Annotated in this window: 34 protein-coding genes; 6 read left to right on the top strand and 28 right to left on the bottom strand. The window is 63.6% G+C overall.

Annotated features, from left to right (window positions below; all coding sequences use genetic code 11):
* Window positions 1-10 precede the first annotated feature (10 nt).
* The 12 genes from QFZ94_RS36780 to QFZ94_RS36835 all read right to left on the bottom strand — a co-directional run bounded on the left by QFZ94_RS36780 (window position 11) and on the right by QFZ94_RS36835 (window position 10,720).
* On the bottom strand, window positions 11-1,498 hold the full coding sequence (locus QFZ94_RS36780; protein ID WP_429462912.1) for a phage tail sheath subtilisin-like domain-containing protein: 1,488 nt from the start codon (window positions 1,496-1,498) through the stop codon (window positions 11-13).
* Window positions 1,495-1,755 (bottom strand): DUF2635 domain-containing protein, encoded by a 261-nt coding sequence (locus tag QFZ94_RS36785; RefSeq protein ID WP_429462913.1) that lies wholly within the window; start codon window positions 1,753-1,755, stop codon window positions 1,495-1,497. The genes QFZ94_RS36780 and QFZ94_RS36785 overlap by 4 nt, the downstream gene beginning before the upstream one ends.
* Window positions 1,756-1,772: 17 nt before the next feature.
* Window positions 1,773-2,474, bottom strand: coding sequence for a hypothetical protein (locus QFZ94_RS36790; RefSeq protein WP_429462914.1), 702 nt, complete (start codon window positions 2,472-2,474; stop codon window positions 1,773-1,775).
* 30 nt (window positions 2,475-2,504) lie between these two features.
* Window positions 2,505-2,843, bottom strand: a complete 339-nt coding sequence (locus tag QFZ94_RS36795) for a head-tail joining protein (RefSeq protein WP_429462915.1) — start codon at window positions 2,841-2,843, stop codon at window positions 2,505-2,507.
* A 2-nt stretch (window positions 2,844-2,845) separates the two neighbouring features.
* Window positions 2,846-4,009, bottom strand: a complete 1,164-nt coding sequence (locus QFZ94_RS36800) for a major capsid protein (protein ID WP_429462916.1) — start codon at window positions 4,007-4,009, stop codon at window positions 2,846-2,848.
* Window positions 4,010-4,107: 98 nt separating this feature from the next.
* Window positions 4,108-4,488, bottom strand: a complete 381-nt coding sequence (locus QFZ94_RS36805; protein WP_429462917.1) for a head decoration protein — start codon at window positions 4,486-4,488, stop codon at window positions 4,108-4,110.
* Between the two features lie 29 nt (window positions 4,489-4,517).
* Window positions 4,518-5,255 (bottom strand): hypothetical protein, encoded by a 738-nt coding sequence (locus QFZ94_RS36810; RefSeq protein ID WP_429462918.1) that lies wholly within the window; start codon window positions 5,253-5,255, stop codon window positions 4,518-4,520.
* Entirely contained in the window at window positions 5,240-6,139 is a 900-nt protein-coding gene (locus QFZ94_RS36815) for a S49 family peptidase (RefSeq protein WP_429462919.1), read from the bottom strand. Before QFZ94_RS36815 ends, QFZ94_RS36810 begins: the two co-directional genes overlap by 16 nt.
* A gap of 11 nt (window positions 6,140-6,150) precedes the next feature.
* Window positions 6,151-7,851, bottom strand: coding sequence for a phage portal protein (locus QFZ94_RS36820; RefSeq protein WP_429462920.1), 1,701 nt, complete (start codon window positions 7,849-7,851; stop codon window positions 6,151-6,153).
* A gap of 9 nt (window positions 7,852-7,860) precedes the next feature.
* A complete protein-coding gene (gene gpW / locus QFZ94_RS36825; protein WP_429462921.1) occupies window positions 7,861-8,136 on the bottom strand; it encodes a gpW family head-tail joining protein in 276 nt (91 codons plus the stop codon).
* 3 nt (window positions 8,137-8,139) lie between these two features.
* On the bottom strand, window positions 8,140-10,251 hold the full coding sequence (locus tag QFZ94_RS36830) for a phage terminase large subunit family protein (RefSeq protein WP_429462922.1): 2,112 nt from the start codon (window positions 10,249-10,251) through the stop codon (window positions 8,140-8,142).
* Window positions 10,187-10,720 carry a hypothetical protein gene (locus QFZ94_RS36835; RefSeq protein WP_429462923.1) on the bottom strand — a complete coding sequence of 178 codons (534 nt, stop codon included), beginning with the start codon at window positions 10,718-10,720 and terminating at the stop codon, window positions 10,187-10,189. Before QFZ94_RS36835 ends, QFZ94_RS36830 begins: the two co-directional genes overlap by 65 nt.
* A 389-nt stretch (window positions 10,721-11,109) precedes the next feature.
* On the opposite strand from QFZ94_RS36835, the gene QFZ94_RS36840 reads away from it, so the two are divergent.
* Both QFZ94_RS36840 and QFZ94_RS36845 read left to right on the top strand, forming a co-directional pair.
* The gene (locus tag QFZ94_RS36840; protein WP_429462924.1) at window positions 11,110-11,895 is read left to right on the top strand and encodes a hypothetical protein; all 786 of its coding nucleotides are present in this window, start codon (window positions 11,110-11,112) and stop codon (window positions 11,893-11,895) included.
* On the top strand, window positions 11,870-12,745 hold the full coding sequence (locus tag QFZ94_RS36845) for a hypothetical protein (RefSeq protein WP_429462925.1): 876 nt from the start codon (window positions 11,870-11,872) through the stop codon (window positions 12,743-12,745). Before QFZ94_RS36840 ends, QFZ94_RS36845 begins: the two co-directional genes overlap by 26 nt.
* 60 nt (window positions 12,746-12,805) lie before the next feature.
* Here the strand turns inward: QFZ94_RS36845 and QFZ94_RS36850 are convergent, their stop codons facing one another.
* The 16 genes from QFZ94_RS36850 to QFZ94_RS36925 form a co-directional block, all read right to left on the bottom strand.
* Window positions 12,806-13,480 carry a hypothetical protein gene (locus tag QFZ94_RS36850; protein WP_429462926.1) on the bottom strand — a complete coding sequence of 225 codons (675 nt, stop codon included), beginning with the start codon at window positions 13,478-13,480 and terminating at the stop codon, window positions 12,806-12,808.
* Window positions 13,477-14,064: a ParB N-terminal domain-containing protein gene (locus tag QFZ94_RS36855; protein ID WP_429462927.1), complete on the bottom strand. Its 588-nt coding sequence runs from the start codon at window positions 14,062-14,064 to the stop codon at window positions 13,477-13,479. Before QFZ94_RS36855 ends, QFZ94_RS36850 begins: the two co-directional genes overlap by 4 nt.
* Window positions 14,045-15,247 (bottom strand): phosphoadenosine phosphosulfate reductase family protein, encoded by a 1,203-nt coding sequence (locus QFZ94_RS36860; protein WP_429462928.1) that lies wholly within the window; start codon window positions 15,245-15,247, stop codon window positions 14,045-14,047. Before QFZ94_RS36860 ends, QFZ94_RS36855 begins: the two co-directional genes overlap by 20 nt.
* Window positions 15,244-15,987 carry a cupin domain-containing protein gene (locus QFZ94_RS36865; protein ID WP_429462929.1) on the bottom strand — a complete coding sequence of 248 codons (744 nt, stop codon included), beginning with the start codon at window positions 15,985-15,987 and terminating at the stop codon, window positions 15,244-15,246. The genes QFZ94_RS36860 and QFZ94_RS36865 overlap by 4 nt, the downstream gene beginning before the upstream one ends.
* 11 nt (window positions 15,988-15,998) lie before the next feature.
* Window positions 15,999-16,589: a class II glutamine amidotransferase gene (locus QFZ94_RS36870; RefSeq protein WP_429462930.1), complete on the bottom strand. Its 591-nt coding sequence runs from the start codon at window positions 16,587-16,589 to the stop codon at window positions 15,999-16,001.
* On the bottom strand, window positions 16,589-17,353 hold the full coding sequence (locus tag QFZ94_RS36875; protein WP_429462931.1) for a phosphoadenosine phosphosulfate reductase family protein: 765 nt from the start codon (window positions 17,351-17,353) through the stop codon (window positions 16,589-16,591). Before QFZ94_RS36875 ends, QFZ94_RS36870 begins: the two co-directional genes overlap by 1 nt.
* A gap of 1 nt (window position 17,354) precedes the next feature.
* A complete protein-coding gene (locus QFZ94_RS36880) occupies window positions 17,355-18,143 on the bottom strand; it encodes a ParB/Srx family N-terminal domain-containing protein (RefSeq protein ID WP_429462932.1) in 789 nt (262 codons plus the stop codon).
* Window positions 18,144-18,162: 19 nt separating this feature from the next.
* Window positions 18,163-18,762, bottom strand: a complete 600-nt coding sequence (locus QFZ94_RS36885) for a hypothetical protein (RefSeq protein WP_429462933.1) — start codon at window positions 18,760-18,762, stop codon at window positions 18,163-18,165.
* Window positions 18,763-19,128: 366 nt separating this feature from the next.
* Window positions 19,129-19,386 carry a hypothetical protein gene (locus QFZ94_RS36890; RefSeq protein ID WP_429462934.1) on the bottom strand — a complete coding sequence of 86 codons (258 nt, stop codon included), beginning with the start codon at window positions 19,384-19,386 and terminating at the stop codon, window positions 19,129-19,131.
* The gene (locus QFZ94_RS36895) at window positions 19,383-19,874 is read right to left on the bottom strand and encodes a hypothetical protein (RefSeq protein ID WP_429462935.1); all 492 of its coding nucleotides are present in this window, start codon (window positions 19,872-19,874) and stop codon (window positions 19,383-19,385) included. The genes QFZ94_RS36890 and QFZ94_RS36895 overlap by 4 nt, the downstream gene beginning before the upstream one ends.
* A gap of 8 nt (window positions 19,875-19,882) precedes the next feature.
* A complete protein-coding gene (locus QFZ94_RS36900; protein WP_429462936.1) occupies window positions 19,883-20,242 on the bottom strand; it encodes a hypothetical protein in 360 nt (119 codons plus the stop codon).
* On the bottom strand, window positions 20,239-20,967 hold the full coding sequence (locus QFZ94_RS36905) for a hypothetical protein (RefSeq protein WP_429462937.1): 729 nt from the start codon (window positions 20,965-20,967) through the stop codon (window positions 20,239-20,241). Before QFZ94_RS36905 ends, QFZ94_RS36900 begins: the two co-directional genes overlap by 4 nt.
* Window positions 20,968-21,039: 72 nt before the next feature.
* A complete protein-coding gene (locus QFZ94_RS36910) occupies window positions 21,040-22,047 on the bottom strand; it encodes a hypothetical protein (protein ID WP_429462938.1) in 1,008 nt (335 codons plus the stop codon).
* An 18-nt stretch (window positions 22,048-22,065) separates the two neighbouring features.
* Window positions 22,066-22,275 carry a hypothetical protein gene (locus QFZ94_RS36915; protein ID WP_429462939.1) on the bottom strand — a complete coding sequence of 70 codons (210 nt, stop codon included), beginning with the start codon at window positions 22,273-22,275 and terminating at the stop codon, window positions 22,066-22,068.
* Window positions 22,268-22,888, bottom strand: coding sequence for a hypothetical protein (locus QFZ94_RS36920; protein ID WP_429462940.1), 621 nt, complete (start codon window positions 22,886-22,888; stop codon window positions 22,268-22,270). The genes QFZ94_RS36915 and QFZ94_RS36920 overlap by 8 nt, the downstream gene beginning before the upstream one ends.
* Window positions 22,889-23,298: 410 nt before the next feature.
* Complete coding sequence (locus QFZ94_RS36925; protein ID WP_410852077.1) at window positions 23,299-23,607, bottom strand: hypothetical protein; 309 nt, start codon at window positions 23,605-23,607, stop codon at window positions 23,299-23,301.
* Window positions 23,608-23,971: 364 nt separating this feature from the next.
* On the opposite strand from QFZ94_RS36925, the gene QFZ94_RS36930 reads away from it, so the two are divergent.
* The 4 genes from QFZ94_RS36930 to QFZ94_RS36945 are packed head-to-tail and all read left to right on the top strand — an operon-like array spanning window position 23,972 to window position 24,847.
* On the top strand, window positions 23,972-24,199 hold the full coding sequence (locus QFZ94_RS36930) for a hypothetical protein (protein WP_429462941.1): 228 nt from the start codon (window positions 23,972-23,974) through the stop codon (window positions 24,197-24,199).
* The gene (locus tag QFZ94_RS36935; protein ID WP_429462942.1) at window positions 24,196-24,414 is read left to right on the top strand and encodes a DNA-directed RNA polymerase subunit alpha C-terminal domain-containing protein; all 219 of its coding nucleotides are present in this window, start codon (window positions 24,196-24,198) and stop codon (window positions 24,412-24,414) included. The genes QFZ94_RS36930 and QFZ94_RS36935 overlap by 4 nt, the downstream gene beginning before the upstream one ends.
* Complete coding sequence (locus QFZ94_RS36940) at window positions 24,411-24,659, top strand: hypothetical protein (RefSeq protein WP_429462943.1); 249 nt, start codon at window positions 24,411-24,413, stop codon at window positions 24,657-24,659. The genes QFZ94_RS36935 and QFZ94_RS36940 overlap by 4 nt, the downstream gene beginning before the upstream one ends.
* A gap of 29 nt (window positions 24,660-24,688) precedes the next feature.
* On the top strand, window positions 24,689-24,847 hold the full coding sequence (locus QFZ94_RS36945) for a hypothetical protein (RefSeq protein WP_429462944.1): 159 nt from the start codon (window positions 24,689-24,691) through the stop codon (window positions 24,845-24,847).
* Window positions 24,848-24,863: the final 16 nt, after the last annotated feature.

Below are 24,863 nucleotides of genomic sequence, written 5' to 3' on the forward strand. Positions count from 1 at the left end.
ACACCTCCAATTAGGATGCGGTCAGGCGGAACTGAGCGAGCAGCGCGAAAATCCGCAACTGATCGATCAGGATGCCGGGCCAGAGAACATCGAGACGGTTCGGGCTGGTCGCATTGCGCTCGACGATCAGCGACTTCGCGAATACAGAGCTGTCCTGCACGAGCCCGTTGTATTCGTCCTCCTGATACGCCGCGATCAGGTCAGCACGGACGATGTTTGGCGTGACGATGTTCGAGCCGGCCGCGAAGCGTGTCCCGTCGTCCGCGAGCTTTACGCGCCCGTAACGGCTCGTGACGATGATTCGCAGGTGCCGCAGCAGCGCTGCGAGCGTGAACAGCGTTTCGACTTCGAGGTAGCTGTCGTCGGGCTGGCCGTATGCGTTTTCCTGATAGGTGGTAATCAGGTTTTCAATCGCGACCGTTCCGTCATCGGCCACCATGAAAGTGGCGATACCGTCATAGAGGAGCGAATTGCGCTCCGAGAGCGTGAAGCGGGACTCCACGGGCGGCGGTAGCACGCCGATAAGTGGCAGCGTCTGTAGGGGCGTCGCCGGATCAGCGCGCAGGCTGACCGCTGACGATGCTGCGAGCGCCGTCGCCCAGAGCCATGACGGTGTAGGGCTATCGTTAAAGCCCATGATCGACGCGTGCGGATCGTTGCGCGCGGTACCGATCGCGACGAGTCCGCCGAGCGTGCCGCGCGCTGACGCGAACACGTGCCCGTAGAGCATCTGTTGCCACGACCAGCGCCCGTTCACGTCATCCATGAAGGTCTTGAGCGCATCGAGCGAGATCGGATCGCTGTACGGGCTGATGATGAAGTCGTACGGTTCATCGCCGAGCGCGTCGAGTGCCGTGCTCAGGTCGGGCGCGGTCGCGCCGCCCGACATCGGCATGATCGAGACCGTCAGGCCGGTCGGCAGGACTTCACCGGCCGGCGTGCCCCGGTAGTTCACGCGCAGGTCGATATCGTTCCCGCACGGTCCCTTGTTGATCGCAGTCAGCGAGACGATGCCGCCCGTTCCAGCCGCCGCCTTGGCCGGTAGCCCCGGCGTGACGCCGATCGTCGCGACGAGCGCCGCCGCGATATCCGCAACGGTCTGGGTCGGCTGTACCGGCTGCGCGATGCGGACCCCGGCGATGTAGAGATAGAGCGTGCCGGCAGCAGTGGGAGCCGCCGTGATATCGACCTGGCCGGTTGCGGCGAGTGCGCCCGGAGCGTCCTTGAGCGGGAGATACCAGACCTCGCCGAAGGCATCGTTGAGGCGATACATCGCGAGCATCATCGCGAGCATCGAGCCCTGTCCGCCTGCGGCGATGGCGTCGTCGCTGCCCTGGCTGATGGCCGGCACGTTCGGCGTCGCAGTACCTTGCGCCGTAATTTGCGCAATCACGAGCGCGCGCTGCGTCGTCTGCGCCGTATTCGCATAGCTATTATCGACCTCCGCGTAAAAGAGCGGGACGCGGATATTCGCGGGAAGGTGCTTGAACGGGATCATTGCGGGTCTCCCTCAGTCGTGCGCTTCGTACTCGCGGCGGCTTTCGCGGCACTGCCTGCGTGCGCGGGTGCCCCTGCGGCCTGCGAGGCGGCTACAGGTGCCGATGGCGGGGACTCGTCGAGCGAGACGTCGCCGTCACGGATGCGGCGACGCCAGAAACTCGTCGCGACGACCTTGCGAGGCTCGGTAATGAGGTCGTGCAACGCGGGATCGCGCACGACGCGGCCCGCAACCGGGCGGATGCGTAGCGTTTGCATGGCGGGAGTCCTTCCGGCTATCGACGGGCCGGGTCTTGCGGGTTGATGACGAGCGTTCCCTCGTCGCGTCCGTCCGGTCCCTGCGTGCGTGGCGCGGGCGTAACGGCGTCGGGAAATGGCGGATTTGGATACGTGCCCGTCTTGTCGGCGGGCGCGATCGTGTCGACGTGAGTGGCGACCTGATCGAGTGGTGCTGGCGGCGGCGGGTCGACCGGCCACGCCCCAGGCGCGGGCACGGCCTCAGTCGGATCGAACGATTCGAAGCACTCGCAGCGGAATGACGCGGCAATCCCCGCGAGGTGCCGCGCACCGTCCGCGCGAATCTCCAGAGCGCTTTCGACGGCCTCGAACTGCTGGAGCATTCCGACGAGCGAATAGTCGGTGAATAGCGCCTGCTCGACGCTGAACCACAGCGCCTCGATCGCGTCCTGTGCCTCCTGCGCGGTCGACGCCTCAACGGTCGCTTTCACTTCGAGCGTGCAAGTCGTCGTGAAGCGGGGCATGCCGCGCCCCTCCGACTCCTTGCCCTCGTGCGAGGTCCGCACGATAACGACCGGCAGCACAGCCGCGGGCACCGCCCAATCGCCCGGCGACTGCACCGTGACGGGCGTACCGCGATCGATGAGCGCTGCGCCGTTGAGCGCGCCGAGAGCTGCGAGACGCAGCCGCCTGCGCACGAGCATGGGCAGCACGACGATCGCCGTGCGCTTCGCTTTCATGACGGGGAGACAGACAGAACGCGTCGAACGTCAGGGCGCGAGATTGAGCAGGAGCAGACACCAGCCGTGCCCGTCGACGCGTACCTCGCGCACGACATAGGTGGTATCAGCGAGCGGCGCGCCGGGTGCTGCGGGAATCAACAGGGTGTCGCCCTGCTGCGCGGTTACGGGGAGTTGCGAGACGCGAAAGCCGTAGCAGGGGCGCTTCGTTGTTACGGGTACGCCGTCCATCACGTCGACGTCTGTTACTGCCTCGTCGAATACGCCATTAAGCAAGGCCGCATAGTGACCGTCAGCGCTGTAGTAATTCGCGCTCTGCCCGAAAACGCTCTCGACCGGCGCGAGCAGCAGCGAGTCCCAATCGATCACGGTTATGCCTTGCCGTGAGTGGACTCGCCGCCCTTGTCGGCCTTATCGTCGCCCCTGTCGGCGCTGCCTTTCTCGATATTCGCGAGATTGGCGTCTCGCGCCTCCTCACCCGCAGCAGCGGACGCGAGCGCGGTCCCCTGAAACAGGACCTCAGGCCGTGTGCAGATAAAGAGCGGATAGGCGTACGTCTCCATCTTCCACCACATGCGGCGCAGAAGATCGAAGATCGGCAGCACGTACACGGGACGTCCCGGCGTATTGACCCAATCGACCGTTTCGCCCGGTGCCATTGCTTCGCGGAAAACGCCAGGCGCGCCGACCGGGAAGAACTGCACATTGTTGTCCGGAACCTTGATCGTCGTGTTGTCGTCCGAGCCGCGATAGTTGAACCACGTGATACCCGCAAAATCGAACGCCTCGAACGCCGCGCCCTGCGAGTTATCGCGCAGCGCGCGCGCATCGGACCAGTTGACGAAGGTGCGGATGACGTCAGGGTGGTTGACGAACGCGTCATAGAACGCATCGCCGCACAGCCCGTACACGCGCGTCGTCGCCGTGAATGCGCCTTGCGCCTTGCGCGCCATCGAGCGCACCAGTCCGTTACAGATCGGACGTAGCGTGTTGGCGGTCCCTGCCGCGAGATTGAACGGAATCACGGCAGGCTGCGCGATGCCGAACTGCGTGAACCAGTTGTAATACACACTCCCATCTTTCGGATTGAGCACGAGCCCCTGCAGTGCCGCGAGGCGCAAGTACTCTTTCGTGTACTCGACACTCGCGAGTAGCCCGGTGGGACCGGACAGACGCCGCGCGACTTCGGTCTCTACCTGCATGAGCACACTTTCGGTACCGAACTCGCGGATACCTTCGACTTCCTCCGCATATACGGTGTCGTCGTGCATGAGGCGAGGTACGTCGAAGTAGCGCATCTGGCGCTTTTCGGTAGTGCGCTGCGTGCCTTCTGCGCCGCGCTCAGAGAACGGGATCAGCACGAGCTTGCCCTGACGTTGCTCGACAGCGAGCGCCTTCGTGCGGATCGGGTTCGGTTCGAAAACATTGAGGGCACCAAGTCCGACCGGCTGGAACGGATTGCGCTGCACGGCATCCGTGAGCGCGATGGCCGTAAACGGGTCCTGGTGGAATACGTCGAGAATTTCGCCAGCCATGATCGGGCTCCCCGAAAAAAGAAAGGCCGCGCCGGAATGAACCGGAGCGGCCTTCGTGAAGTGGCAAGCAGTGAATAAAGCGCTCGTTGCGCGAGCAACTAGCGGAGGATGATGCCGACTGCCAGAAGCTGTTGCGTAGCGGTCGTAATCTGCGCGGGCGTGGCACCCGATGGCCAGATCAGTTCCGAAGCGTTGACTTCCGCGTTGCGGTCAATCACCGTCGCCTGCCGGTCGCCTTGCGTCGCGTCGCGCGTGCCGTGGAGGATCGCCGCCGCAGTCTGCGAGCCATCAGAGCCGGCCGGATTGAGCGGCGCGAGCGAGCCCGACGTCGTGACCTTGCCGAGTACCGTACCGGCGAGCACGAGCACGCCGCCGGTCAGCGTCACCTGATCGCGTGACTGGTGGCCGTTCGCTTCGGAAACGATAAAGCCGCCGTCGTGCCATTGCTCATTGAGCGGCGGTACAGTTGGAGCGCCCATGTTCGTATCTCCTTGAGGGGGTGAGGGAATCAGGCTTGACGGGCACGCATCGGATTCGCCTTCGCAAAGGCGCGGTCCCAGCTCGTCGCGATTGCCTGGTGGTGCGTCAGTTCGGCACTACCCCCAGGGCCAATACTCGGATTGCGCGCGACGCGATTTGGCGCGCCCGACGCGGCCGGCGCGGGCGCGGCTTCGAGCATCGCGATTGCCTCGCCACGCGGCAGACGCGTTTTGAAAGCGAGTTGCGCTGCGAGGACCGGGTTACGCGCCGCGGCGCGCGTCGCGAAGATCGCAGCGCAGCGCGCCTGTTCGCGTCGACGGGCCAGCGCGAGCGCCGACTGCCCGCGCATCTCCTTGTCGTCGTCCTCCTCCTCGTCGTCGGCTTCCTCGTCCTCGCCGGTATCCTGAGCGCGGGCACTCTTTGCCTTGCGGCCACGCTTGCCCTTGCCGCTATCGTCGTCGGGGTCCGCGTCGTCGTCGCCGTCGTCGCTTTCCTCGTCGTCCTCGTCGCCCTGAGCGCGCGCGCCTTCGTCGTCCTCATCCTGCGCGCGCGACTTCGCCTTGCGACTCTTGCGGGTACCCGTGTTGTTGTCCTCGCGGTCGCGCTCGCCTGGGTCCTTTTCGTCGTCCTCGGCTCGCGCGTCCTCGTCCCTGATTTCCTCTTTCTCGTCATCCTGCGCACTGGCGCGAGCACCAATGCCCGACAGATGCGCGAACGAGAGCGCCTTTTGCATGCCCATCTGCACGCCTTTCATTGCGATACCCATTTCGAACCTCCCGACTTTTGCTGCAACGTTGACCAGAGCGCCAAGAGCGCTTCATCCGGGGCTTGCACTGCGTCGGCAAAGCCGATATCGACACCCGCCGAACCGAGAAACGTCCCGGCCTGCGTCGCGCCGACCTTCGCGACGGAGAGGCCGCGATTGCGCGCGACTGTCGAGATGAACAGGTCCGCGACGCTATCGACGTCCGCCTGAATGCGCGCGCGAACCTTATCCGCAAGCGGTTCGAACTCGTTTCCGTCTGCCTTGCGCGCGCCTGAGGTAATGAGCGTGACGGTGATGCCCGCGTCCGCGAGCGCCCGTGAAAAATCGACGTGCGCGACGACGACGCCGACGCTGCCGGTCCCGCCAGTGCGCGGAACGGTAATCACGTCGCACGCTGAGGCGAGCGCGTAGGCAGCAGAGAAAGCGCACTCACTCAGAATTGCCCAGATGGGCTTCGTCCCGCGCGCGGCGTGGATCGCGTCGGCAAGATCGAAACATCCGGCCACCTCGCCGCCGGGGCTGTCGATATCGAGCGCGATAGCGCGCACCTCGTCATCGGCGAGCGCCATCGAGAAGTTCGCGCGGATACCGTCATAACCGGTCATTCCGGAATATGGGTGCAACGTGCCGAGCTTCGCGACGAGCGTGCCCTGCACGGGGATAACTGCGATACCTTCGACGATTGCGTACGGGCGCGCTTCGGCGGGCTCTCCTGCGGCGAACTCGTCATCGCCCAGCATGACGAGCGAGCCATCGGCGCGGAACAGGCGCGCGAGGCCGAAGCGGTCCGCGATCGCCGCCATCACAATCTCGATCTTGCTCGGCGTGATGGCGAGCGGGACATTAAAAAGCCGCTGCGCCAGATGCGGATAATCGGGTTTCATGGCGCACCCCCTCATTGCGGTTGCGGCGCTTCAGGAACCCGGGCCGCCTCGGCGGCGGCGACGTCTCCAGCCCAGTCGGGCAGCGTCAGCCCCAGTTCATTCATGAGGCGGATTTCCGTCGCGCGCTGATGCAGTACTTCCTCGTAATCCAGACCCTGTTCGGCGCATTCCCGTTTGAGCGTCGAGAGTGCCGCGTCCATACCCATGACTGCGCCGGCTTTTTCCTTGGTCGGATCGATCCACCCGCGCGCGACACCCATCCACGAGCAGCGCGAATAGGCCGATCGCGCCTCGATGAATGGCGGCGCGCCATCAGGTAATGGAAGTTCGCCCCGGTCCATTGCTTCCCACAACCACGATGTGTAAAACGGCGTGGCAAAGTTCAGGCAGAACTCGTCGCGTCGCCGCTGCAATGTTTTCCACGCTTCGAGGAGCGCTGCGCGCGCGCTGCTGTAATTCGTCTTGCTCCAGTCCTGCGTAACCTGTTCAGCAGAGAGGCCGAGCGTTGCAGCGAATACGCGCTGCATCTCGTGCGTGAACATCTCGAAATTGCTATGCGGATGCGTGGCCGAGACGTTTTCGAGTGATTCACCCGGCGCGAGCGTCGGAATACGCGCGCCGTTCAGATACGCGGGCCGCTCGTTTGCCCACTGCGCACGCAGCGACTGGTAAAGCGGAAGCTCCTCGCCTTCGCCTGCGCCGAGCGCGTCCTGCACGAGCGCCGGATCGTACGGGCTCGTGACGTAGGTACCGAAGATCGAGCCGATGGCAGCGGCCTGCAATTCGACCTCGTAGTAACGCGCGAGCATCTTCGCGTGCGCGAGCACCGGCATGAATACGCCGAGGCCGCGATGCTGTCCCGCGCGATCGCGGTCGAAGTCATGAATGACGCGTTGCCAGCCGTCCTCGTCGTACCGCTCGATGCGCTCCCACGTGTTAGCGTCGATCGCGAGATACCAGTCGTTCGGCTCGGCGCGGCGGATGTGATACGCAACGGGCGCGCCGTTGTCGTCGATCTCGACGCCGCCGCGCAGGTTGCTCGAATCGATCATCTGGTACGGATTGCACAGACGATCGGGGTCGACGAGCAGAAGCGCGGTCGCGTAGTCGGCTGCGCCATATCCGACCTGATCGGGGAGCCAGTAGGTGAGGCCGAGTCCTTCGCCGTCGATCAGCTTGTGACGCATCGCGAGGCGGAACTGCTGCCCGATCGTCAGTTGTCGCGCTACGTCATTGAAGCGCCCCGCGTTCTCCGCGTAGCCACGCCAGAGTGCTTCTGCAGTGCGGCGGAAGTCGTCGGCCCAATTCGCATCGAATGCGGCGATGCCGAACCGGAGCGCGAGCGCGCGGTAATCGGGATTGGCGGAGAGTTGGAGATTCGTGCCGATCGTATTGTCGAGAATCCGGTTGACCGCACCGTTGATCCATCCGTCATTGCGCGAGAGGTCGCGCGCTCGCGCGACCATGCGGTCGCGAAAAAGGTTGATCTCTGAATCGGGCGAACGTATCCACGGCAGCCAGTTTCCGAACGCCTGGCTCATCCAGTCCGCAGCCTGATACGGGAACTGGTACTGCGTGCCGACCGAGAGCGCTGAATAGGACGGCCAGCCGGGACCACCTTCCTGCGCGCGTGCGCGTCCACCGTTACCGCGCGCCGGCACGAGCGCGCCCGTATCGAGCGGCTTGCCGCTCTCGTCGACGATCAGACCCATGACAGGAACTCAGAAGAATGGCGCGATCGGTGGGCGACGGTTGCAGCAGTAGCCGCTCAGCGCGGCGATCTGCTTTTGCACGGCGAGAATGCCCTGCACGAGATCGGGAATCGACGCGCGCGTGAAGGTAATCGAGCGGCTTCCATCGGCCTGCGTATAGGAGGCGCCTTCGGGTTTCGTTCCCGTAATCAGCGCGAGATACGCCGCCAGCATCGAGGCGAGTTGCGCTTGCAACGCGGCGAGCGGCACACCGTCGAGAATGCTCGTGCAATCACAGGTAGCCATGAGTTACGCCAGTCGGTTGATGAACGATCGGGGCGGCGCGGGTCGCGCTGCCGGTACGTTTGCAATAGCGGGTAGTTCTGCGAGTTCAACGGGCGCGATCGGCGCGCTTACCGCGTCAGCACGACGGTTCAGTTGCAGGCCAAAGTGCAGCAGCCCGCACAGCGCGCCATAGGCATAGACGCGACAGTCAAGCGCTTCATTCGCGCGGCCGCGTGGCAACTCCCAGACGCGGTAGCGCTTGCCACTCATCTCTTTCACGACGATCCGCTCGGCGGTCAGTTGCGCGTAATAACCGATGTCGCGATCAGCGGGAAAGTGCATGTAACCCGGCCCCGGTGCTTCGAGCAGCAGCCGGAGTCGAATCGTGTCCTTCGCGGCATTCACGCCGAGAATCACGGGTCGATACGTCTTTTTCGAGCGCGAGGTCGGGCGCTTCGCGGGCCAGACGGGGTTACGCTCGCCACCGCGCGCGCTCTCGCCCTTGATCGCCCAGATGCGCCGGCCAATGCGGGCCTTCGAGAACTCATAGACGCTTTGTGTGTGGTGCCCGCCTGAGTCGATACACGCGGCCATGATCTCGAATGGTCGACCATCAGCGCGCGACCACGTGCGCCGCAAGTACTCGTCGACTGTCGCCTGGGTCGTCGCGTCAGAGAACTCGCCTTCGATGACCTGATACTCGATCGACCACGATTCCTCATTCCGCCCCCAGCCGACGACTTCGAGCTCAACGCGGTAGTCCTGCACGTCAACGCCAACCGTGAGCACGGCGACGCCATCGGGGACTTCTGCGGCCCATACCTCGCCACGCGCGGCCAGTAATTCGTTCTGCACGCGCCGGCCGGTATGCGCCCGATAGGGGAGCCCCATCTGCGTATTCCACCAGGCTTGCAGCTTTTCCTCGTCGCCCTGCGCGGCGATCCACTTCTCAGCGATCGCGGGCGGACGGTCGCGCGTCCACGGGCTGAAAAGCTTCGACGCCTGAAAGCCGGCGTGACGGTTATCGACGCGCCACTCGCCGCACTTCGGGCACTTCGCGCGCCATACCGCATAGCGCCGGTTTGCGACGTCCTCCCACCAGTCCCACACCGTCTCGACTGCGCCCGCGCCGTCGTGCTCGCGCCACGCGCGTTCGTAGTCGTCGAGCGGGACATGCCGCCCGCCGCAGCAGACGAACGGCCTTGTCTGGTGCCAGCGTACGGATTGGAGCGCTTTCAACCGGTCCGCTTCGGACCACGCCGCGCCGCACGCTTCGCAGTACAGGCGCGCGGTATCGGTCTCGTGCGCCGAGATCGCGCCCGTCTCGCTGCGCGTCTTGTCCCACTCGACATGTTTAAAAAAGTCCGGAAACATGCGGTGCCCGCAGTGCGGACACTCGACCGACGCGCGCCGCTGATCGGACGCGAGGTAGCTGTCCTCGATGCGGCTTTCCTCCGAGATCGTCGGCGAGCACGCGCGCACGCTCAGCCACTCGGCAAACGTCGCCGTGCGCTCCTCCGCGAGCGTGATCGGATCGCCCTCGCGCGTGACCGGGTATTTGTCGATCTCGTCCGAGAGCACGACGCGGATCGGTCGCCGCGCGAGGTTATCGGGACTACCCGCACCCGCGAGCGCGAGAAACCCGCCCGGGAATGCCTTGTAGAGCAGCGTGTCGCTCGCGATGCGGGTGCGCATCGGTCCGATCAGTTCGCGCAGTACCGGCGTCGCCCGAATGAGCGGCGAGAGTCTTTCCTTGCTGAACTGCTCGGCCGCTTCGTCCTTCGGCTGGAGGAGCAGGATCGGGCACGGGTCAAGCTGCGCGAGATAGCCGAAGATGTTTTCGAGCAGCGCGGTTTTCAGAAGCTGCGTGCAGACCATCACCGTGATCGTATGGACCCCGGGCTCGGTAACGGCCAGCATCGGCCCGCGCGCGATCTCGACGGTGGTCGTACGCCACTGTCCCGTCAGACTGCCAGCGGCCCGCGCGAGCTTTCGATAACGATCGGCCCAATCGGGCAGCGACAGACGCGGCGGCGGCGTCCAGCCGCGGCGACCGGCCTGCGCGATCTGTTCATAGCTGTTCGCCGTCGAAGTGCGCGTGGGGCTCTCCGAGATCGGCAAGCTGATTGTGGACATGGGCAGCCAGGGAAGCGGTCAGCCGTTCGAGGTCTGCGATACCGAACTCAACCGCGAGGAACGGCGCAACCTTCGGCGGGAATGCGAGCCACGCGTCGCGCTGCTCGCGGCACAGATCGAACACGACGCGCTGCGCGGTCGCGACCTCGACGAGTGAGCCCGCCTTGTGCTCGTATTCGAGTCGGCGCAGCAGCGCGAGCCAGTTCTCTTTCAGGCGCAGCGCCTCGCCATAGGGCACGCCACGCACCACGCCACCGTCCGCCGCGAGCTGACCGTCATTCTTTGCAGACTCTGCAAAGCGCTTTGCGCCCGAATCCTCCTTGTGCCAGCCGGAGCCGACGAGCGCGGGATTCATCCGCCCGTCTGGCGCGCGCGAAAGTTTTCCCTTCCTGAGCGCCTGGTGTACGAGCGTGTCCGACACTCCCTCACGTCGCGCGAACTCGCGGATCGATATCGTGTCGTCGGGCATGACGTCTCCACAGCAGGAACTGCACAGACCTTTCAGACGTTGGAGCTAGAGAAAAAACGCGACGCGCAATTGCCCACGTTTTTTCGAAGGTTACCTAGGACCCAAAGCTGCAAGCCCAGCGAAGGCACAGATTGCGGACACGCAAGGGGGACCTTGGTCAACATCGACAATCCCGTTACCATAAATAGAGCGCGGATTGACTGGCGCAGTTTGCGTGGGTGGGACTTGGCAGGTTGCCGCGGTGGCACTAGCCTAGGGGTGGACGCTTAGCGGTATCGCACCGTAGGCCATGCCTCGCTAGGTCGTCCCCCTAACAGATGTCCATCAATGTATTATGCAAACAGTGAACGTTTCTATTTACAGCTTACACGACCTTTCCGACTAAAAACATGATAGAAGAAGGTGTCCTCATTCCTGCCACTCTGCGGCCCATCGGTCAGGGCATTTCGGGCGCCCAGCGGGGTCAGGTGAAGATCGCAGGGGTGTCGCAGAAGTGCGTGGTGAAACCCGAGACGTTGTCGGGCATAGCCGCTGAATGTTTTGCGGCGGCAGTCGGTAACCATCTAGGTCTACCGACACTTCAACCGGTGATTGTCCGCCATCCTGGTCAGCAGAGTTTGTGGTTCGGTGCAAGAGATAAAGCACATCCAAGCCTGTTGACTGCGTTAAACATCAATGCCCAGAACCAAGCTCATAGCGTCCGAAGCGCGGTGATGCTGTTAGCAACGTGGGCACAGTTCGGATCTACTATTGCGTTCGATGAGCTAATCGGCAATCCCGATCGCAATCTTGGCAATCTGCTCTGGGACGGGGCAGACTTTTGGCTGATCGACCATGCCGCATCGATGGATAACAAGCCATTCGCGCAGAACAAATTGGCAGATATCGTAACCGGCATGTTGGACCCTAAGTCGATTGACAGTGTAAAAGCGTCCTCGATCGCGCAAGCGGTGGTTCACCAAATCAAGTGTGAGGGTAAGGCGCGAATGTGGACCGACTTGCAGTCCGCATTTCAAGCACTAACAGTGATCCAGAAAAATCAGCCGACTTGGATTCAAGCCGCAACAGCGTGTCAGCAATTCATACTTGGCCGGCTTCCTGCGCTCGCTAACGACACGGCGAATCGTTTTAGCCCTTTACTAAATCATCATGCGCCCGCAAAAAACAATCCTTGATCCCGAAGATTCAGACTACCTCACAACGAATGCGAGGTGGTCGATACTGAAATGGGAACCCATGGCCGATTCGGGTGAGGTGCTGAACGTCGGTGCAATCCTCGAGTTGGACAGTAACGTCTCGGGCCACGTATTGATTCGTCAAGACGTTTTGCGATGCATGTACGGGGCTGCAGCAGACTCGGCGTTTCGGTTGATTAACTACGCTCTCAATACGGCAACCGAACTGGCAAAAATTGAGGGATTGGATTTCGCAAGCCGGCATCCCGCGATAGGAAACTGCCGCTTTGGTGTGGTCAATGCGACCAGTGCAGATGATGCGCAAGACGCGATAAGGCAAATCATTTCCGAGTGCTGCAGCCTAGGTGTTCTTTCGAGCGAACCGGATGAAGAGGCAGACACCGAACCGTCGGAAGACAGGGACGTGCAGCGCCAATGGACGACAAAGATACGAAATGTCATTCAAGTGGAGCGTCCTGATCTAATCCGGTATTTCGGTGGTCAAGCGATGATCGTCGATCACGGCGAGCCAGTGAAGTTCGGTTTTCTTACTCCGCAATTTGCGGCTCACTTCGGGTTGCTAAAGCCGAACGAACAGCGACGAGGAATGAAAGACGCCCGGTCGAAAATGTGGGAGCTCGCGTTGGCGAAGGAGCGGAATCCTTCACTAGCGACAGCGCTAGTTCTTGGCGCACCTCGACCCGATGATATTCTTCTTACGGACCGTACGCTTGCTCAAATCCAGACGAATCTTAGGGAACTGCTCTCCGAGGCGCAGCAGCGGGATCTAGCCCTAATGCCGGTCCACTCCGAGCACGAAGGTGCAGAAGCCATCATTAATTTCGCGTAAGGTACGTTTCGCCCGAAATGGAAGGACGTGAGGGACAAACCCTGGCTTTTGATTCGTCGTTTACCGTGCTGCCGCGATCGCTTTCGCCAGTTCGCGGCCAAACACGTGGTTAACATTCGCCAGTACGAGCGCCTCGGCACGCTCGCCGAACCTGAGCCGGTTCTTCGTCTCGACCGGCGCATGGAAGGCGATCAGCAGCTTGAGCCTGCCTGTCGTGTTCGGCGCGAGTCCGTTCGGCGCGCGGCGTCCCTTTTTCGGCTGCGCCGTCGCGGCACGTTGCCACACGCCGTACAGGTCGCCGCTTTTCGTGCGCACCGTGCCAATAAAAACGTCGGGGCGGTTGAGGTACCGCCGGATCAGTCCACGCGGCAGATTGCCGTACTGGTTGACCGCTGCGCCGACAGGCACCAGGTCAGCCGGTTTCTTGCCGAGAAACTGGACACCGCCGTACTCATACGGCGCGAGATATTCCGCCGTCTTGTCGCGCACATAAACACGCGCGATCGGCAGACCCTTCCTCGCTGCCTGCACAGCCACCGAATTGACGGTGAACGGCGTAGGGTTCGGGAACACTTCGGGAATCGCCTTGCGTTCCGCCTGCGCGGCGAGCTTCGCGAGTTCCGTCACGGTGCGCGACTCCGCGAAGGGAAGTTGCCGATAGGCGAGATCGTCCAACTGGCGCGCGACCGCATCGACGTTCGAGCGTAGCGAGATATCGAGCAGCGCGTCGCTCATTCCGGCACCCAGGCATGGCCGAATGCGTTACCCGCCGCGCGCTCGCCGATGCGTCGCGGCATGCCGGAGCGATCAGTCAGGCGGTCGATCTCTTCAGGCTCCATACCGAGCCTGCGCCCGGCTTCGTCGGTGCTCACACCGGCCTCGATGATCGTTCGCACGATATCGGCCATCGGAATGACGGCGTGCGTGCCACGCGCGCGGTTATGGCGGATCGTCGACATCATTCGATGGACCGGATCGGCTTCGATCGTCACCACGGGCACGAACCCACCATAACGCGCGACAAGGCGCGGCTCGTTCGAGACATGCCAGCGATGAAAGCCGTCGACGACCACGAATTCACCCGGCTCGTCATCGACGCTCGCGCGAACCACGAGCGGTTGCGTAAAACCGTCCTCGAGGATCGAGAGAATCAGCAGTTCGAGTTCGGGCGGTGCAACGCGATTCGGGTTGTACGTGTTCGCGGTGATGCGGTCGCGATGAATCCACTGCACCCGCGAGACTGGCGCGCGATCGATCGCTGCCTGTATCTCGTCGGGTGTCGGTACCGTCGCTTTCGCCTTAGTAGCGCGTGCCGTCATTGTCCTGCTCCAGTGCGATGACTTCATCGAGCGTGAGGCCTAACCGATCCTGCGTTTTGTGCGCCTGCTGCACGAGCGAGCCAATCTTGCGGTTCTTGAAGTCGCCCTTGAGCGCCATCTGCGCGAGTACGCGCCAGCAGACGCCGCTCAACGGGTCCGGTTCAGATTCCGAGATCGGGCGCATCGTCTTGCGCTGGTGCTCGCCTATGGCGGTGCGCAGCGACAGCGCGACGCGCGAGCGCCACGGCTCGCCATAGAGATCGAGCACGCGCCATGTCCACGCGCGCCACGTGAGCCCATCGGGCGGCGCTTTCAGATGGTGGCCGTAGAGGTCCGTCAGTGCATAGCGCGCAGCGGTTGCCGCGCCGGGTACGCGCGCGATCATGCGGTGCCAGAGTTCGGGGTAGCAGATCGCCCACGTGTGGAGCAGTCCCAGCGGCTCCTCGCCAAAGGGCGGGCAGACGCGCTGCTGCATGTGGTTAAGCCCCATTGCTTCGAAGCGGTCATATTGCCGGTTGTAGTCCCAGCCAAAGCGCGACGGCGCGACCCATACATCCTCGAAAGTCCAGTCATAGATCGGATCGCACAGCCAGAGGTTGCGCGAGTTCGGACTTTGATGAATGTAGTTATCGACCTGCGTCATGGTCGTCATGCGCAGACGTCGCAGCGATTCCTGCGTACGGATACCGCGCAGCATGGCGACGGTCTGCGCGCTACCGAGAAACGGCAGTTGCGAGCAGTCGGGAATCATCATTCCCTTTACGAAACCAGGCATCGAGACGACGCCGGCAGCGGGCAGCGGACGGACCCACATTTCGCGCTCGTCGGGATTCCAGCAGTACCAGTAAGGCTGCTGACGCGAGCACGCATTGCGATGCTTGATCGGCACGCACCACCACGTGAGCGCGATATCGGGCCACGCGCAAACGCGCTCGGCATAGGCCTCGGTGTCGGGCGAAATGCACTCCTCGTCGTAGAAATGCGCTTCGAGTGGCAGACGGCCAAGCTCGCGCGCAACGTCGAGCGCGAGCTGAAGGACAACGGTCGAATCCTTCCCGCCAGAAAACGAAACCACCACGCGATCAAAACGCGCGTACAGGTGGCGCATACGTTCGAGCGCCGCGTCATAAACGCTCTCGTCGACAAAGCGGCGGTCGCGTGTCTTGCGGGGCTTCGCTTTCATGAGCTTTCCAGCGTTGCATCGTCGCGCGTGCGGATTGAGGCGAGGTTGCGCGCTGATACGCCGTCGACGATGGTCCGGTTAATCATCGCGTGGTCGTCGTCGGTCGGTCCGCAGTCCGAGTCCGGGTGATACGCGAGTACACGCAGTTCATCGCCGCGATCGGTCGAGAAGTAATGCCGGCCTTCGGCGTGAATGCAGAAGATCATCCCGGGTTCGAGCGCGATGCGCTCGTCGTCGTCGCCATTGCGGGCGATGCACGTCCCGTGTCCCGAGAGCACCAGGCCGAGGCGATCCGATGGATGCGTGTGCGCGGTCTGTACGACGCCGGGCGGAAAGTACAGCAGGTTCAGACAGGGATCGCCACGCCGTACCGGCTGGATCAGCGTCGTATCGCTGCACCGGTCGATATAACGGAGTCGCCCCTTCTGCTCGACCGGGCCGCCGATCATGAACAGTCCACGCCAGCCTGCGTGCTCCATGAGTACGCCGCGGCTGTTACGCGCGCGCAGTGCGAAGCGGCCAGGCACGCAGAAGTACTGCCCTGCGTGAACGGTCCACGCGCGTCCATCGCTTTCGAGACGTACTGCACCGTCATGCACATAGCCGAAATGCGTTGTACCGGGTGCGCCTGCCGACACGTCATCGGTCCACGCGCTGAACGCATCCGAGAGTGCGCCATGCTGCCATGCGTAGGCGGAGAACGCATTCACGGGCGCGTGCGATTCGCCGGATTCACTCATTTTTCTGGTCCTCACAACAGGGAATGAAACTCGGGACGAGTTACCGCCGTCCAGTGTTCGTCGGGGCGGACACTGCACCAGTACACGCCCGAAACGTCCTCCAGCATGTAGAGGCTTTGCCCGCGCGCGGCGAGTAACACACCGCTTGCGGCCTGATATGCCGCGAGCGCGTAGTGCTCGCCGAGATCGACGCGCGAGAGTGCGCGCGCGAGACGATCGGGGAGCGCGCCAGACTCAGCGGCGAGACACGCGGCGAGCAGTTCGCTATCGCATCCGGTCGTGACGTTCGCCGCTTCGGGCAGTTCCCGCGAGTTCCAGACGCTGCCGTTATGCGCGAGCACGATATCGGCGCATTGAATCGGCTGACCGTGTTCGGGCCGCTTCGTGCCGAGTACGGTCGCGAGTCGTGCGTGGCCGAGCATTACGGCCGCGCCAAGGTCGACCATCTCGAACGAGGCGCGGCCCGCGCCACGCCAGAGCGCGCCATCGCACCAGACACCGAATGCGTCGGGACCGCGCCGGCTCGCGAGCTTCAGAATCTCGCGAATCACGTCTGCGCGCGCTTCGTTCCTGCGCCCGACGTAGCCCCACAGACCGCACATCAGAGACTCGCCATAAACCGGCGCGCGCCCGTCAGGCGCTGCGCTGCCCACGGCGCGATGTCGGGATCGATCGCGTGAACCTCGCGCCAGCCGTGCGCTTCGTTCTCGCACCACTGGCGCGCCGGCCAGCAATGCGTACCGGTCCGAAAGCCGCGCGGCCAGCCATAGAACGGCGGCAACGGGAGGCTGTAGCGGTCGATAACGGCGAATACGTCCTCGTGCGACCAGCCCGCCAGCGGCGCGATGTACGTCACGCCGCGCTTTTCGTAGGTGATGCCGCCCGCGCGTCCCGTGAAATTCCCATCCTCGCGGCGACGGCCGAGCAGTAGCGCGTCGACGTCGCGCTCGCGGCAGAAGTCCTGCTGCGCACGGTGCTGGATGCGGTGAAACCAGCCTGAGGCTGTTGTCGCGTCCTGCGGAAACAGCATCGATTCGTGCGCCGCGAGCCAGTCGAGATCGAGCCCGGTGTTGATGACGTGAAGGCGTTCCGGCATGTGGTCCGTCACCCAGCGCAGGAACGCCGGGAATTCGAGATCGCAGATACCGAGCACGCAGTCGACCACACCCGCGCGCTCCGCGACGAAGCGCAGCGCCTGCGAGTCCTTCCCGCCCGACCACGCGTAAGCCGCCTGGTGGCCCCGGCACGCGTCGCGAATCACGTCGATTGCCTGGGCGATCTTCAGTTCGAGCGCGGCCTGCGGGATCGACTGCGCGGCGGCGCGAAGCTTCAGAAAATCTTCGTGGCTCAGGCTCTGCTTGCGCATCTCAGTCCGCCTGCAACCACTCGCGAGCGATCAGCACGAGCGCCGCGCCAGTGTCGGTCGCTCCGCGCGATTTGGCGCGGTTGATGGCGTCGAGCAGCGCCGGGCGATCCGCGATCGTCACCATGCACGAAAACACCGCCAGCAATGCGCCGGGCGAGGCCGTCGCGTTCACCGCTTCGGCCTGCGCCTCTGCAGCGGCATGCACCGTCGCGCCTTCGGGATACACGGGCGATATGCCGTTAGCTGCTACCGGTGCGCTCGCACCGTTCATGGGCGACGAGTTCCGCCAGTCGGTCGGATCGGACTGGCTCGCGGACTGCGCCGCATGTTCGAGCGCGAGGCGGTCCGTATCGTCGAGCAGACGCGCCATGTCCGTATCGGAAAAGCCGAGTACCTCGATCGGGAACGAGTCGTTGGCGAGCGCTGCGAGTTCCTCGCTCAGTAGCGCGGAGTCCCAGCCACCGTTGAGCGCGAGCTTGTTGTCGAGAATGCGATAGGCGCGAATCTTCGCCTCGCTCCAGCCACGCGCGACCATCACGCGCGTGTCAGTGAAGCCGAGCAGCAGCGCGGCGCGATAGCGGCCGTGCCCGGCGATCAGCTCGCCCGACTCGTCGACGAGTACGGGGAACGTCCAGCCGAAGCGGCGCATCGACTCCGCGATCTGCTCGATCTGCTCGTCGGAGTGCGTGCGCGGATTGCGCGACGATTCGCGGATGCGTCCGATCGGCCAGGCGGCGTCGTCAGGCCAGGCTATCTCGCCGCTCGCGGCGCGTTCGATGGTCGTGGACATGGCGGGTACCGGTAGAGCGTCAGGCGACGCGGGCAGCGGCTTCGTTTTCGGGCTCGATGACGATTCCAGCCTCGCGCAGCAGCGCGTCGATGCGCCCAAACGCTGCGTCGAGTTCTCCGGCGCGCTGCCGGTTGCCCATGAGTGCCGCTTCGAGGATCGCGGCGTGCTCCGCGACCGTCTGGCGATGAACGCCGCAGCGCTGCGCGACGCTGACGGCCGTCTCGTGCGTACGCGTTAGCAGGTTCGCCACCAGCACGGTACGCAGGCGGATGTTCGACGCGTGGCCGGCGAGGAGTGGCGCGCTATGCGCGAGTACCACGTCGAGCGCTTCGCGCCATTCGGGATTCGGATAGCGCCCCGCGCAGCACGGCGCGCGGCAGTTGCAGGCGAGATCGCGGGGCGCATGGGCGACGACGATCAGGGCGCGGGGAACGGGAGGCAGGCGGTCAAGCTGGCGGCGGATACGGCCGGCCTGCGCTGTCGCTTCGTCGCCCGTCAGGATGGCGGCACCGGGTACACCCTGATGCAGCACGCCAAGCGAGCACACTCCGCCACGATCGACAGCATGGCGCAGCGCATCCCGCAGGGCCGCAGCGGTGCCCGCGTAGAAGTCGCGCATGGTGAGGAAATCCGGGAGAGGTCGGGAATGAAAAAGCCCGCGTTGCGCGGGCCTCGGAATCTCAGGGACAGCAAGCGAGCGTCCTGATTAACGGGGATAGTAGGCAACATTTGTCGAATGTCAAAATTTCTTTCAATGGGTGCCGTTAGTCCTGTCGGTCGTTGGCGAATTCGTGCGCCCAACGCAGCGCCGCGCGGTGCGCGCGCAGGTAACTCGCAGAGGGGTGAATGTCGCAATCCATGCCTTGCCGGTATGCGCGACCGATCCACGCGCGGAGGTTCGGCGGTAGCGTGCGCCAGTGCGGTTTGCATCCCCAGAGATCGTCGCCGACGATGCACGTGCATCCGGGCCAGCGGCAACGGTGGCTCATGTGCGCGCGTCCTCCACGTGCCGGGCCGGCGCGTCCCCGCTGTGCTCGCCAGTCGCGAGCGACGGATTCGGCGGGACGTGCGTCGTGACGAGCGCAAGGCGTGCGATGCGGGCGATATCGCCGAGCGACATCGCGCTCGTCGTGTTCTCGCTCATCTCGACGATAAGGCGCAGCGCTTCACGCAGGCGATCGTTCTCGTGCTGGAGGTGATGACGCATGGCCATGCTCTGGCGGTTAAGCTGTTGCGCGTTCATGCACATTCCGAAAGTGGGTCATAGTCCGGTTCGAGCGCGAGCGCAATCTGTTGCGCCTGCAACGTCTCGACGATGATCTCTGCGCGAGGATTCGCGCGGTCGATGCCGTGAAAAATGAATTTCTGCCGTACCTGCCGGTCGTTCGCGAATACGCCTTTGCGCACGCACTCGCGAACGTCGCGCCCTTTGCGCCGCACGGTCCGATAGCGCGATTGCAGAGCGTCGAGGATTACGCTTTCGTCGAGGTCGGGCCGTTCGGTCGCGTAGAAAATCCGCATCGTCACGCGCACGGGTCCGGTGAGTTCGACGCGCGCGGCGGGCGGCACCTGTAGCAGCGCGACGCGCTCGTAGGCGCGCGCCTTGTCGGACTTGATCGACATCGGGCGGGTCTTGATACCGCCCCACGCATCCCGCATCTTGCGCGAGACGATCTCGCGCGAGTTGGCCTTGCTCGCTGGCTCGCCATGAATCACGAATTCGATGCGCATGTCATGCCTCACTGGTTATCGGATTCCGCGCTCGCGTAGTGGTGCGCCGGCTCAGTCGTGGGACCGATGACTCCACCCCGTGCGCCGCGAGTGGGTTTGAGCGCGTACTGCTGGCCGACTTCATGCGTACGCTCGATAAGCGCGTCCTCAGTCGAGCGGACCGCGAGGTAGTCCGCATACGAGCGGCGCGCGAGCAGCGCTGCGTCGACGAGCAGCTTCTGCCGGTGAAGCACGGCGGTAATCGCATCGAAGGCAGCGGCGGGCTCGTGCCAGTGGCAGCAGCACCAGTACCGCCCCGCGACGCCGATCGCCGCGAGCATCGGACAGCCGTGCGCGGCGCATAGCTCGCCTTGCGCCGGTTCGCTCATTGCGGCTCTCCCTGCATGGGCTCGTCGTCGTCTCCCGGTTCGCGCGCCCGATGCGTAGCGGCGTAACGTTCGGCCTGCTGCGCGATCTCGCGCTTGCGCTCGTTCGTCGCATCGGTCGCGCGCGCGGCGGCATCTTCGCGCTCCTGCGCGCGCATCTCGTGCGCGGCGGCGATATTGCCGATCAGGTCGCGCAGTTGCGCGCGGTGGCGTAGCGTCTCAGCACTCGGCGCAGAGTCGGCCGCATCGGGTGCAGGCAGCGCGGGTACTGCGACGCGGGCATCAGCGAGCGAGAGACGGCCCGCGCGCACGGCCGCGTCGACGACCTCGACGCGTCGCTCGTGATCGTGCCCGAGCGATACTCGCCAACGCGCCGGAACGCTGCGCGCCTCGGCATCGTCAACGAGGCGCGTGTACGCAGCCCGAAACGCCAGGCGTGCGCCGATTTCGTCGGAGACAACGAGATCGCGTACGGCGTGCCATGCCCGCGCGATTTCGTCCGTCCAGACGACCGTTTCGCTCTCGTCGCGCGCTTCCAGTGCTATCGCCCACGCTTCATCGGCGAGCGGTCTGCCGTCCTTCTCGCGCGGCAGGCGGCGAAGGATCGAAGCCGGAGCCGGTGCGTGCTCGCTTTCGTCCAGGTGCCTCGAAAACGCGTTTGCTACGGCGTCGAGCGGGAACGGCGCGAGCTTCGTCCACCAGACGTCGAGCACTTCTGCATCTGGCATGGGAGTACGGGTCGTACGGAGGGCGCGCGCGAGGATCGCGGCGAATTGCGGACGGTCGGCAGGCGTCATCGCTTACGGCTCCATGTCGATGGCATTCGGGTCGCCGGTAGCGTCGCTCTCAGCGGCCTGGCCGTGCATTGCGAGCCATGCCTTACCGTTCGCCTCGCTAAGCTCGCGCCTGCGGTCCTCGGCGCTTAACGTGCGCGACCCGTGCTGCGGCGGGTTCGCATCGTTCGCGATAAAGCGGTCGACATGGGCCGCGTCGCGCAGTATCAGCGTGAGGTCGTTGAACTTCTCGCCCCGGTCGTTATCGCCCATGTTGTGCGGCGTCAGGCTGCACCCACGGATAGCCGTGCACACTTCGCGCGCGGTATAGCCATTCGTGAGCGCGATCGAGATCGCCTTCGTACGCTTCGCGTCGAGCTTTGAACGTGGCGAGTTCATCGTCTTTTGCCAGTACGCGAAGATTTCCGCGATCACTTTCGCGTCGACGTTCGTCGTCTTTTCGGACGAACTCGACAAGCGCCGAAGGCGCAACCGGCCGGGGCCGGAAATCCCGGAAGTACCAGAAGTACCAGAAGGAATAGAAGTACCAGAGGTATTAGAAGGCTTAGAAGAAACAGAAGTATTAGAAGTACGTGCCCGGTCGGTTCGCATCTGGGTAAGAACGGGGTCATTACCGGGTACGAACTCGCCCGCGCCCATAAGTTGCGCCCTTGACTGGCGGGCCTTTGCGGGCGACTCGGGCGGCGCGGGCAGCTTGCTTTCCGTTTCCTTCGGGTGCGGGTGCTGATGTGTGCGCCACTTCGTGATGAAGATCAGCGGTTGCTCATCGACAACGTAGCGGCGGATCAGGTCGCGCAGATTGAGCATATCCAGCATCTCGTCGACGTCCTGTTCGGTGATGTCCTGATCGTAAGGAAACGCCTCGTCCCGAATTTTCCACGGCAAATCTTCGAGGCGTCCTTCACGATCGGCCTGCGTCCAGAGCGAGATAAAAAGCAGGCGGCACGCGACCGGCGTGTGCTGGATATCGGGCGAGCGAAAGAACCCGCCTTTAACGGTCCGTGAGCGTGGCATTGCGTTCACCTTCGTGCGTTAATCGCTGTAGTCGCACGGCAGCGCGCGAACCGTCATCAGGTTGCGCGAGCGCATTTCGTGCTCGTCGTCGTACGCGTCACACGCAGCGGTTACGAGCTGCGCAGTCTCGCCGCGTGCGCCGACATGGACATGACTCGCAAACGTCTCCATCGCTTTCCTGAGCGCTTGCGTGTCGAGCGTCACGCACAGGGTCATCGGTTCATTCATGGTCGCCTCCATCGGAGCGGAACCAGCGGGACCAGCGGACGCGCGCCTTTTTCTCCTCCGTGTCGTCAACCGGGAAGTCAAGCGGGCCACTGATGCAAACAATGTTGTCGAGCGGCAACTGCTGCTGCCTGTGCTCCTGCTCTGCAAGCGCAGCGGCGATCTCGACCTTGTGCACGTCGCGCGGCTTCCGCACGATCCGCTCGCGCGTCGCACGGTCCTCGACCTTCGCGAGATCGAAGGCGTTTTTTGCAGAGATGCGGTCGTCGAATACCGCGTGCTGCAAGCGCTCGTAGCGGATGCCCGCGGCGCGCTGGAAGGTGCGCAGCTTGACCCCGAGCGCGGCGAGGATGCGGTCGCGCGCGCCCGGCTCCTGGAGGAAAAGGCGGTCGTAGTGTTCGAGCCAGGCGGGTTTGCGCTCGGCGAGACCGGCGAGCCACGCGGCGACGATCGGAGCTTGCGCGATGCTCAGCCGGTGCCGGTTCTGACGCGCGACAAACAGCGTCAGCGGTCCGTCCGTGTGCGGGTCGAAGTGGCGCGCGGGACACGCCTTGCCCAGGCGCACGGCCTCGTCCCTGCGAGCGCGTCCGTCGATGATGCGCCAGTGATCGTCCACGACGATCGGGGTCAGGATCTCGTCGCGAACCGAGACGGTCTGCGTAGAGGGGCAGAATGCGCCGATCGGATGCGGCTGAAGCGCAGACAATTCGGGCTCCTCGACGACGAAAATTCTCTTGGTCACTTCTCGTCCTCTTTAACCGTAGTGGGAATACTGAGGAGAAAACCCCTCTATTTCCCTGTTTGAGAAACTCGTGATACCTTTTGCTCGTCCTCTTTACCCGATTCAACACTTCGGGAAAGACTGAGGCGCTGGAGTTAGCTCCTCCGGCGCCTTTTTTTCGGGACGAAAGAATGCAAAAGGGCCCCGAGCGTCCAAACGCTAGGCCCAAAATGACTTCAACTGACTCCTATCGGTGTCTCTATACACGTCCTAATGCGACGGTGAGGCCGATACTGTGGCAGAGCTTAGGCCGTCTCGCGTATTGGCTCCTCCGAGTTCAGCAATTCTTTAAGCATCCTCCAGCCTTTGCTGTACTCAGGACAAAGCTCAAATACTGAGACTGCCCCGTCAACCGCTGCCGAAATGAACGGTGCGATCTCCACCGGGACGGGGCTTTTTCTGTGGAACCACATATCGAGGCGACCCGCCGTACAAGGCACGTGGCGGGCGATCCGGCGCGCCAGTTCCCGCCGCGATCCAGCAAGCTCGATCGCGGTCTGGAGCGCCGCCAGTTGCGGCGGCACCGGGTTAGTCATCTGGATGCGGCGATCCATATTGCCTCTCAGGTCGCCATGCAAACGTTGGCGACTCCAGCAAATCATAGACCCGCCATTCTCGTTTTGCCAACGGTGATTTCGCATTAAAGCACGAATGCCCAGGTGATTTCCCGCTTAGGGTTTGCACCGGTTTTGGCGCGTACGGGGCGCGAGTGGGGCGCGCGCGGGGCGCGTAAAGGGTAGTTTTCGTTGTTTCCAAAGACTTTTCCATTTTGCCGATTATGTTGTCGTATCTCTTGTTAATACGATCCTTAAAACGCTCGTGAAGTGCCGCCCCTCACTTGCGAAAGAAAATGAATTGGCTACGCTGAAGTTCCATCAGCCATTCAATCGGTAACTTCAAAAGAAAATGGAATCTCAATTGAATAAATCGATTTATACCGGCGTGGCCGTCGAATTCGATCACGACGAGCACGGCGCGCGTCGCGCGACAGTGACGGGCGTGCAATTCGACGCGGTGAACGACTGGGCGCTCGACCTGAAAAACTCGTTGCCGGTCGAGGTCTGTCCCGAAGTCGAAGGGCCGTTCCTCGATATCGAGACAGGCAGTTACCGGGCGACAGTACGTGTGCGCAAGGAGCAGTCATGACCGACCTGCATGAACTCGCGAACATCAGTCAGAATCTGCGCGTGGCGAATCGCCTCGGCGCGTCCGGCATCTGTCGGCTCGAGAAATTGTGCGCGCGCAGCGCAAAGGACTTGTTGCAGCTTCCCGGCTTCGGTCCCCGCTCGCTCGTCGAAGTGCGTGACGCGCTCGCGCAGGCTGGCCGCACGCTGCGCGCAGACGGGCCGGAGGTCGCATGAAACCGCATTCATGTCTGATGCCCGGCGCGTTTGTTGGCGTGCGGGTGATCGTCCGCCATAGCGTCGACGGACGCATGCTGCGCGAGGTACGCGGCTTTGATCCCGTTCAGGTACTGGCACGCGCACTTGACGTATCGGACAGCATCAGCCTCGACGCGCATCCGCTCGTCTCCAGGCTGGAGCGTCTCCGCTTGAACGAGCACGGCTATGTGATCGCCTCCGGCGAAGGTGGGCGCTTCAAATGACCTGCTATCGATTCACGAGTCGCGCGCCGATGAGCTATCGCCGCGTACTGCGCACGGTCCCGAAGGCGCTGCGTCGCGCGTGGTGGCGACAGCGTTACCAGTACGACGAGCCGCGCACGGCCATTGGCAACGGTCCGCTCTGTTACCTCTCGCGTGCCTCGCACCGCGAGCCGGTGCAGCAGGTATAGCAGGCGAGGTAAGGCA

Origin of the sequence: Paraburkholderia sp. JPY465 (assembly GCF_050436725.1) — a bacterium.
Taxonomy (GTDB): domain Bacteria; phylum Pseudomonadota; class Gammaproteobacteria; order Burkholderiales; family Burkholderiaceae; genus Paraburkholderia; species Paraburkholderia youngii.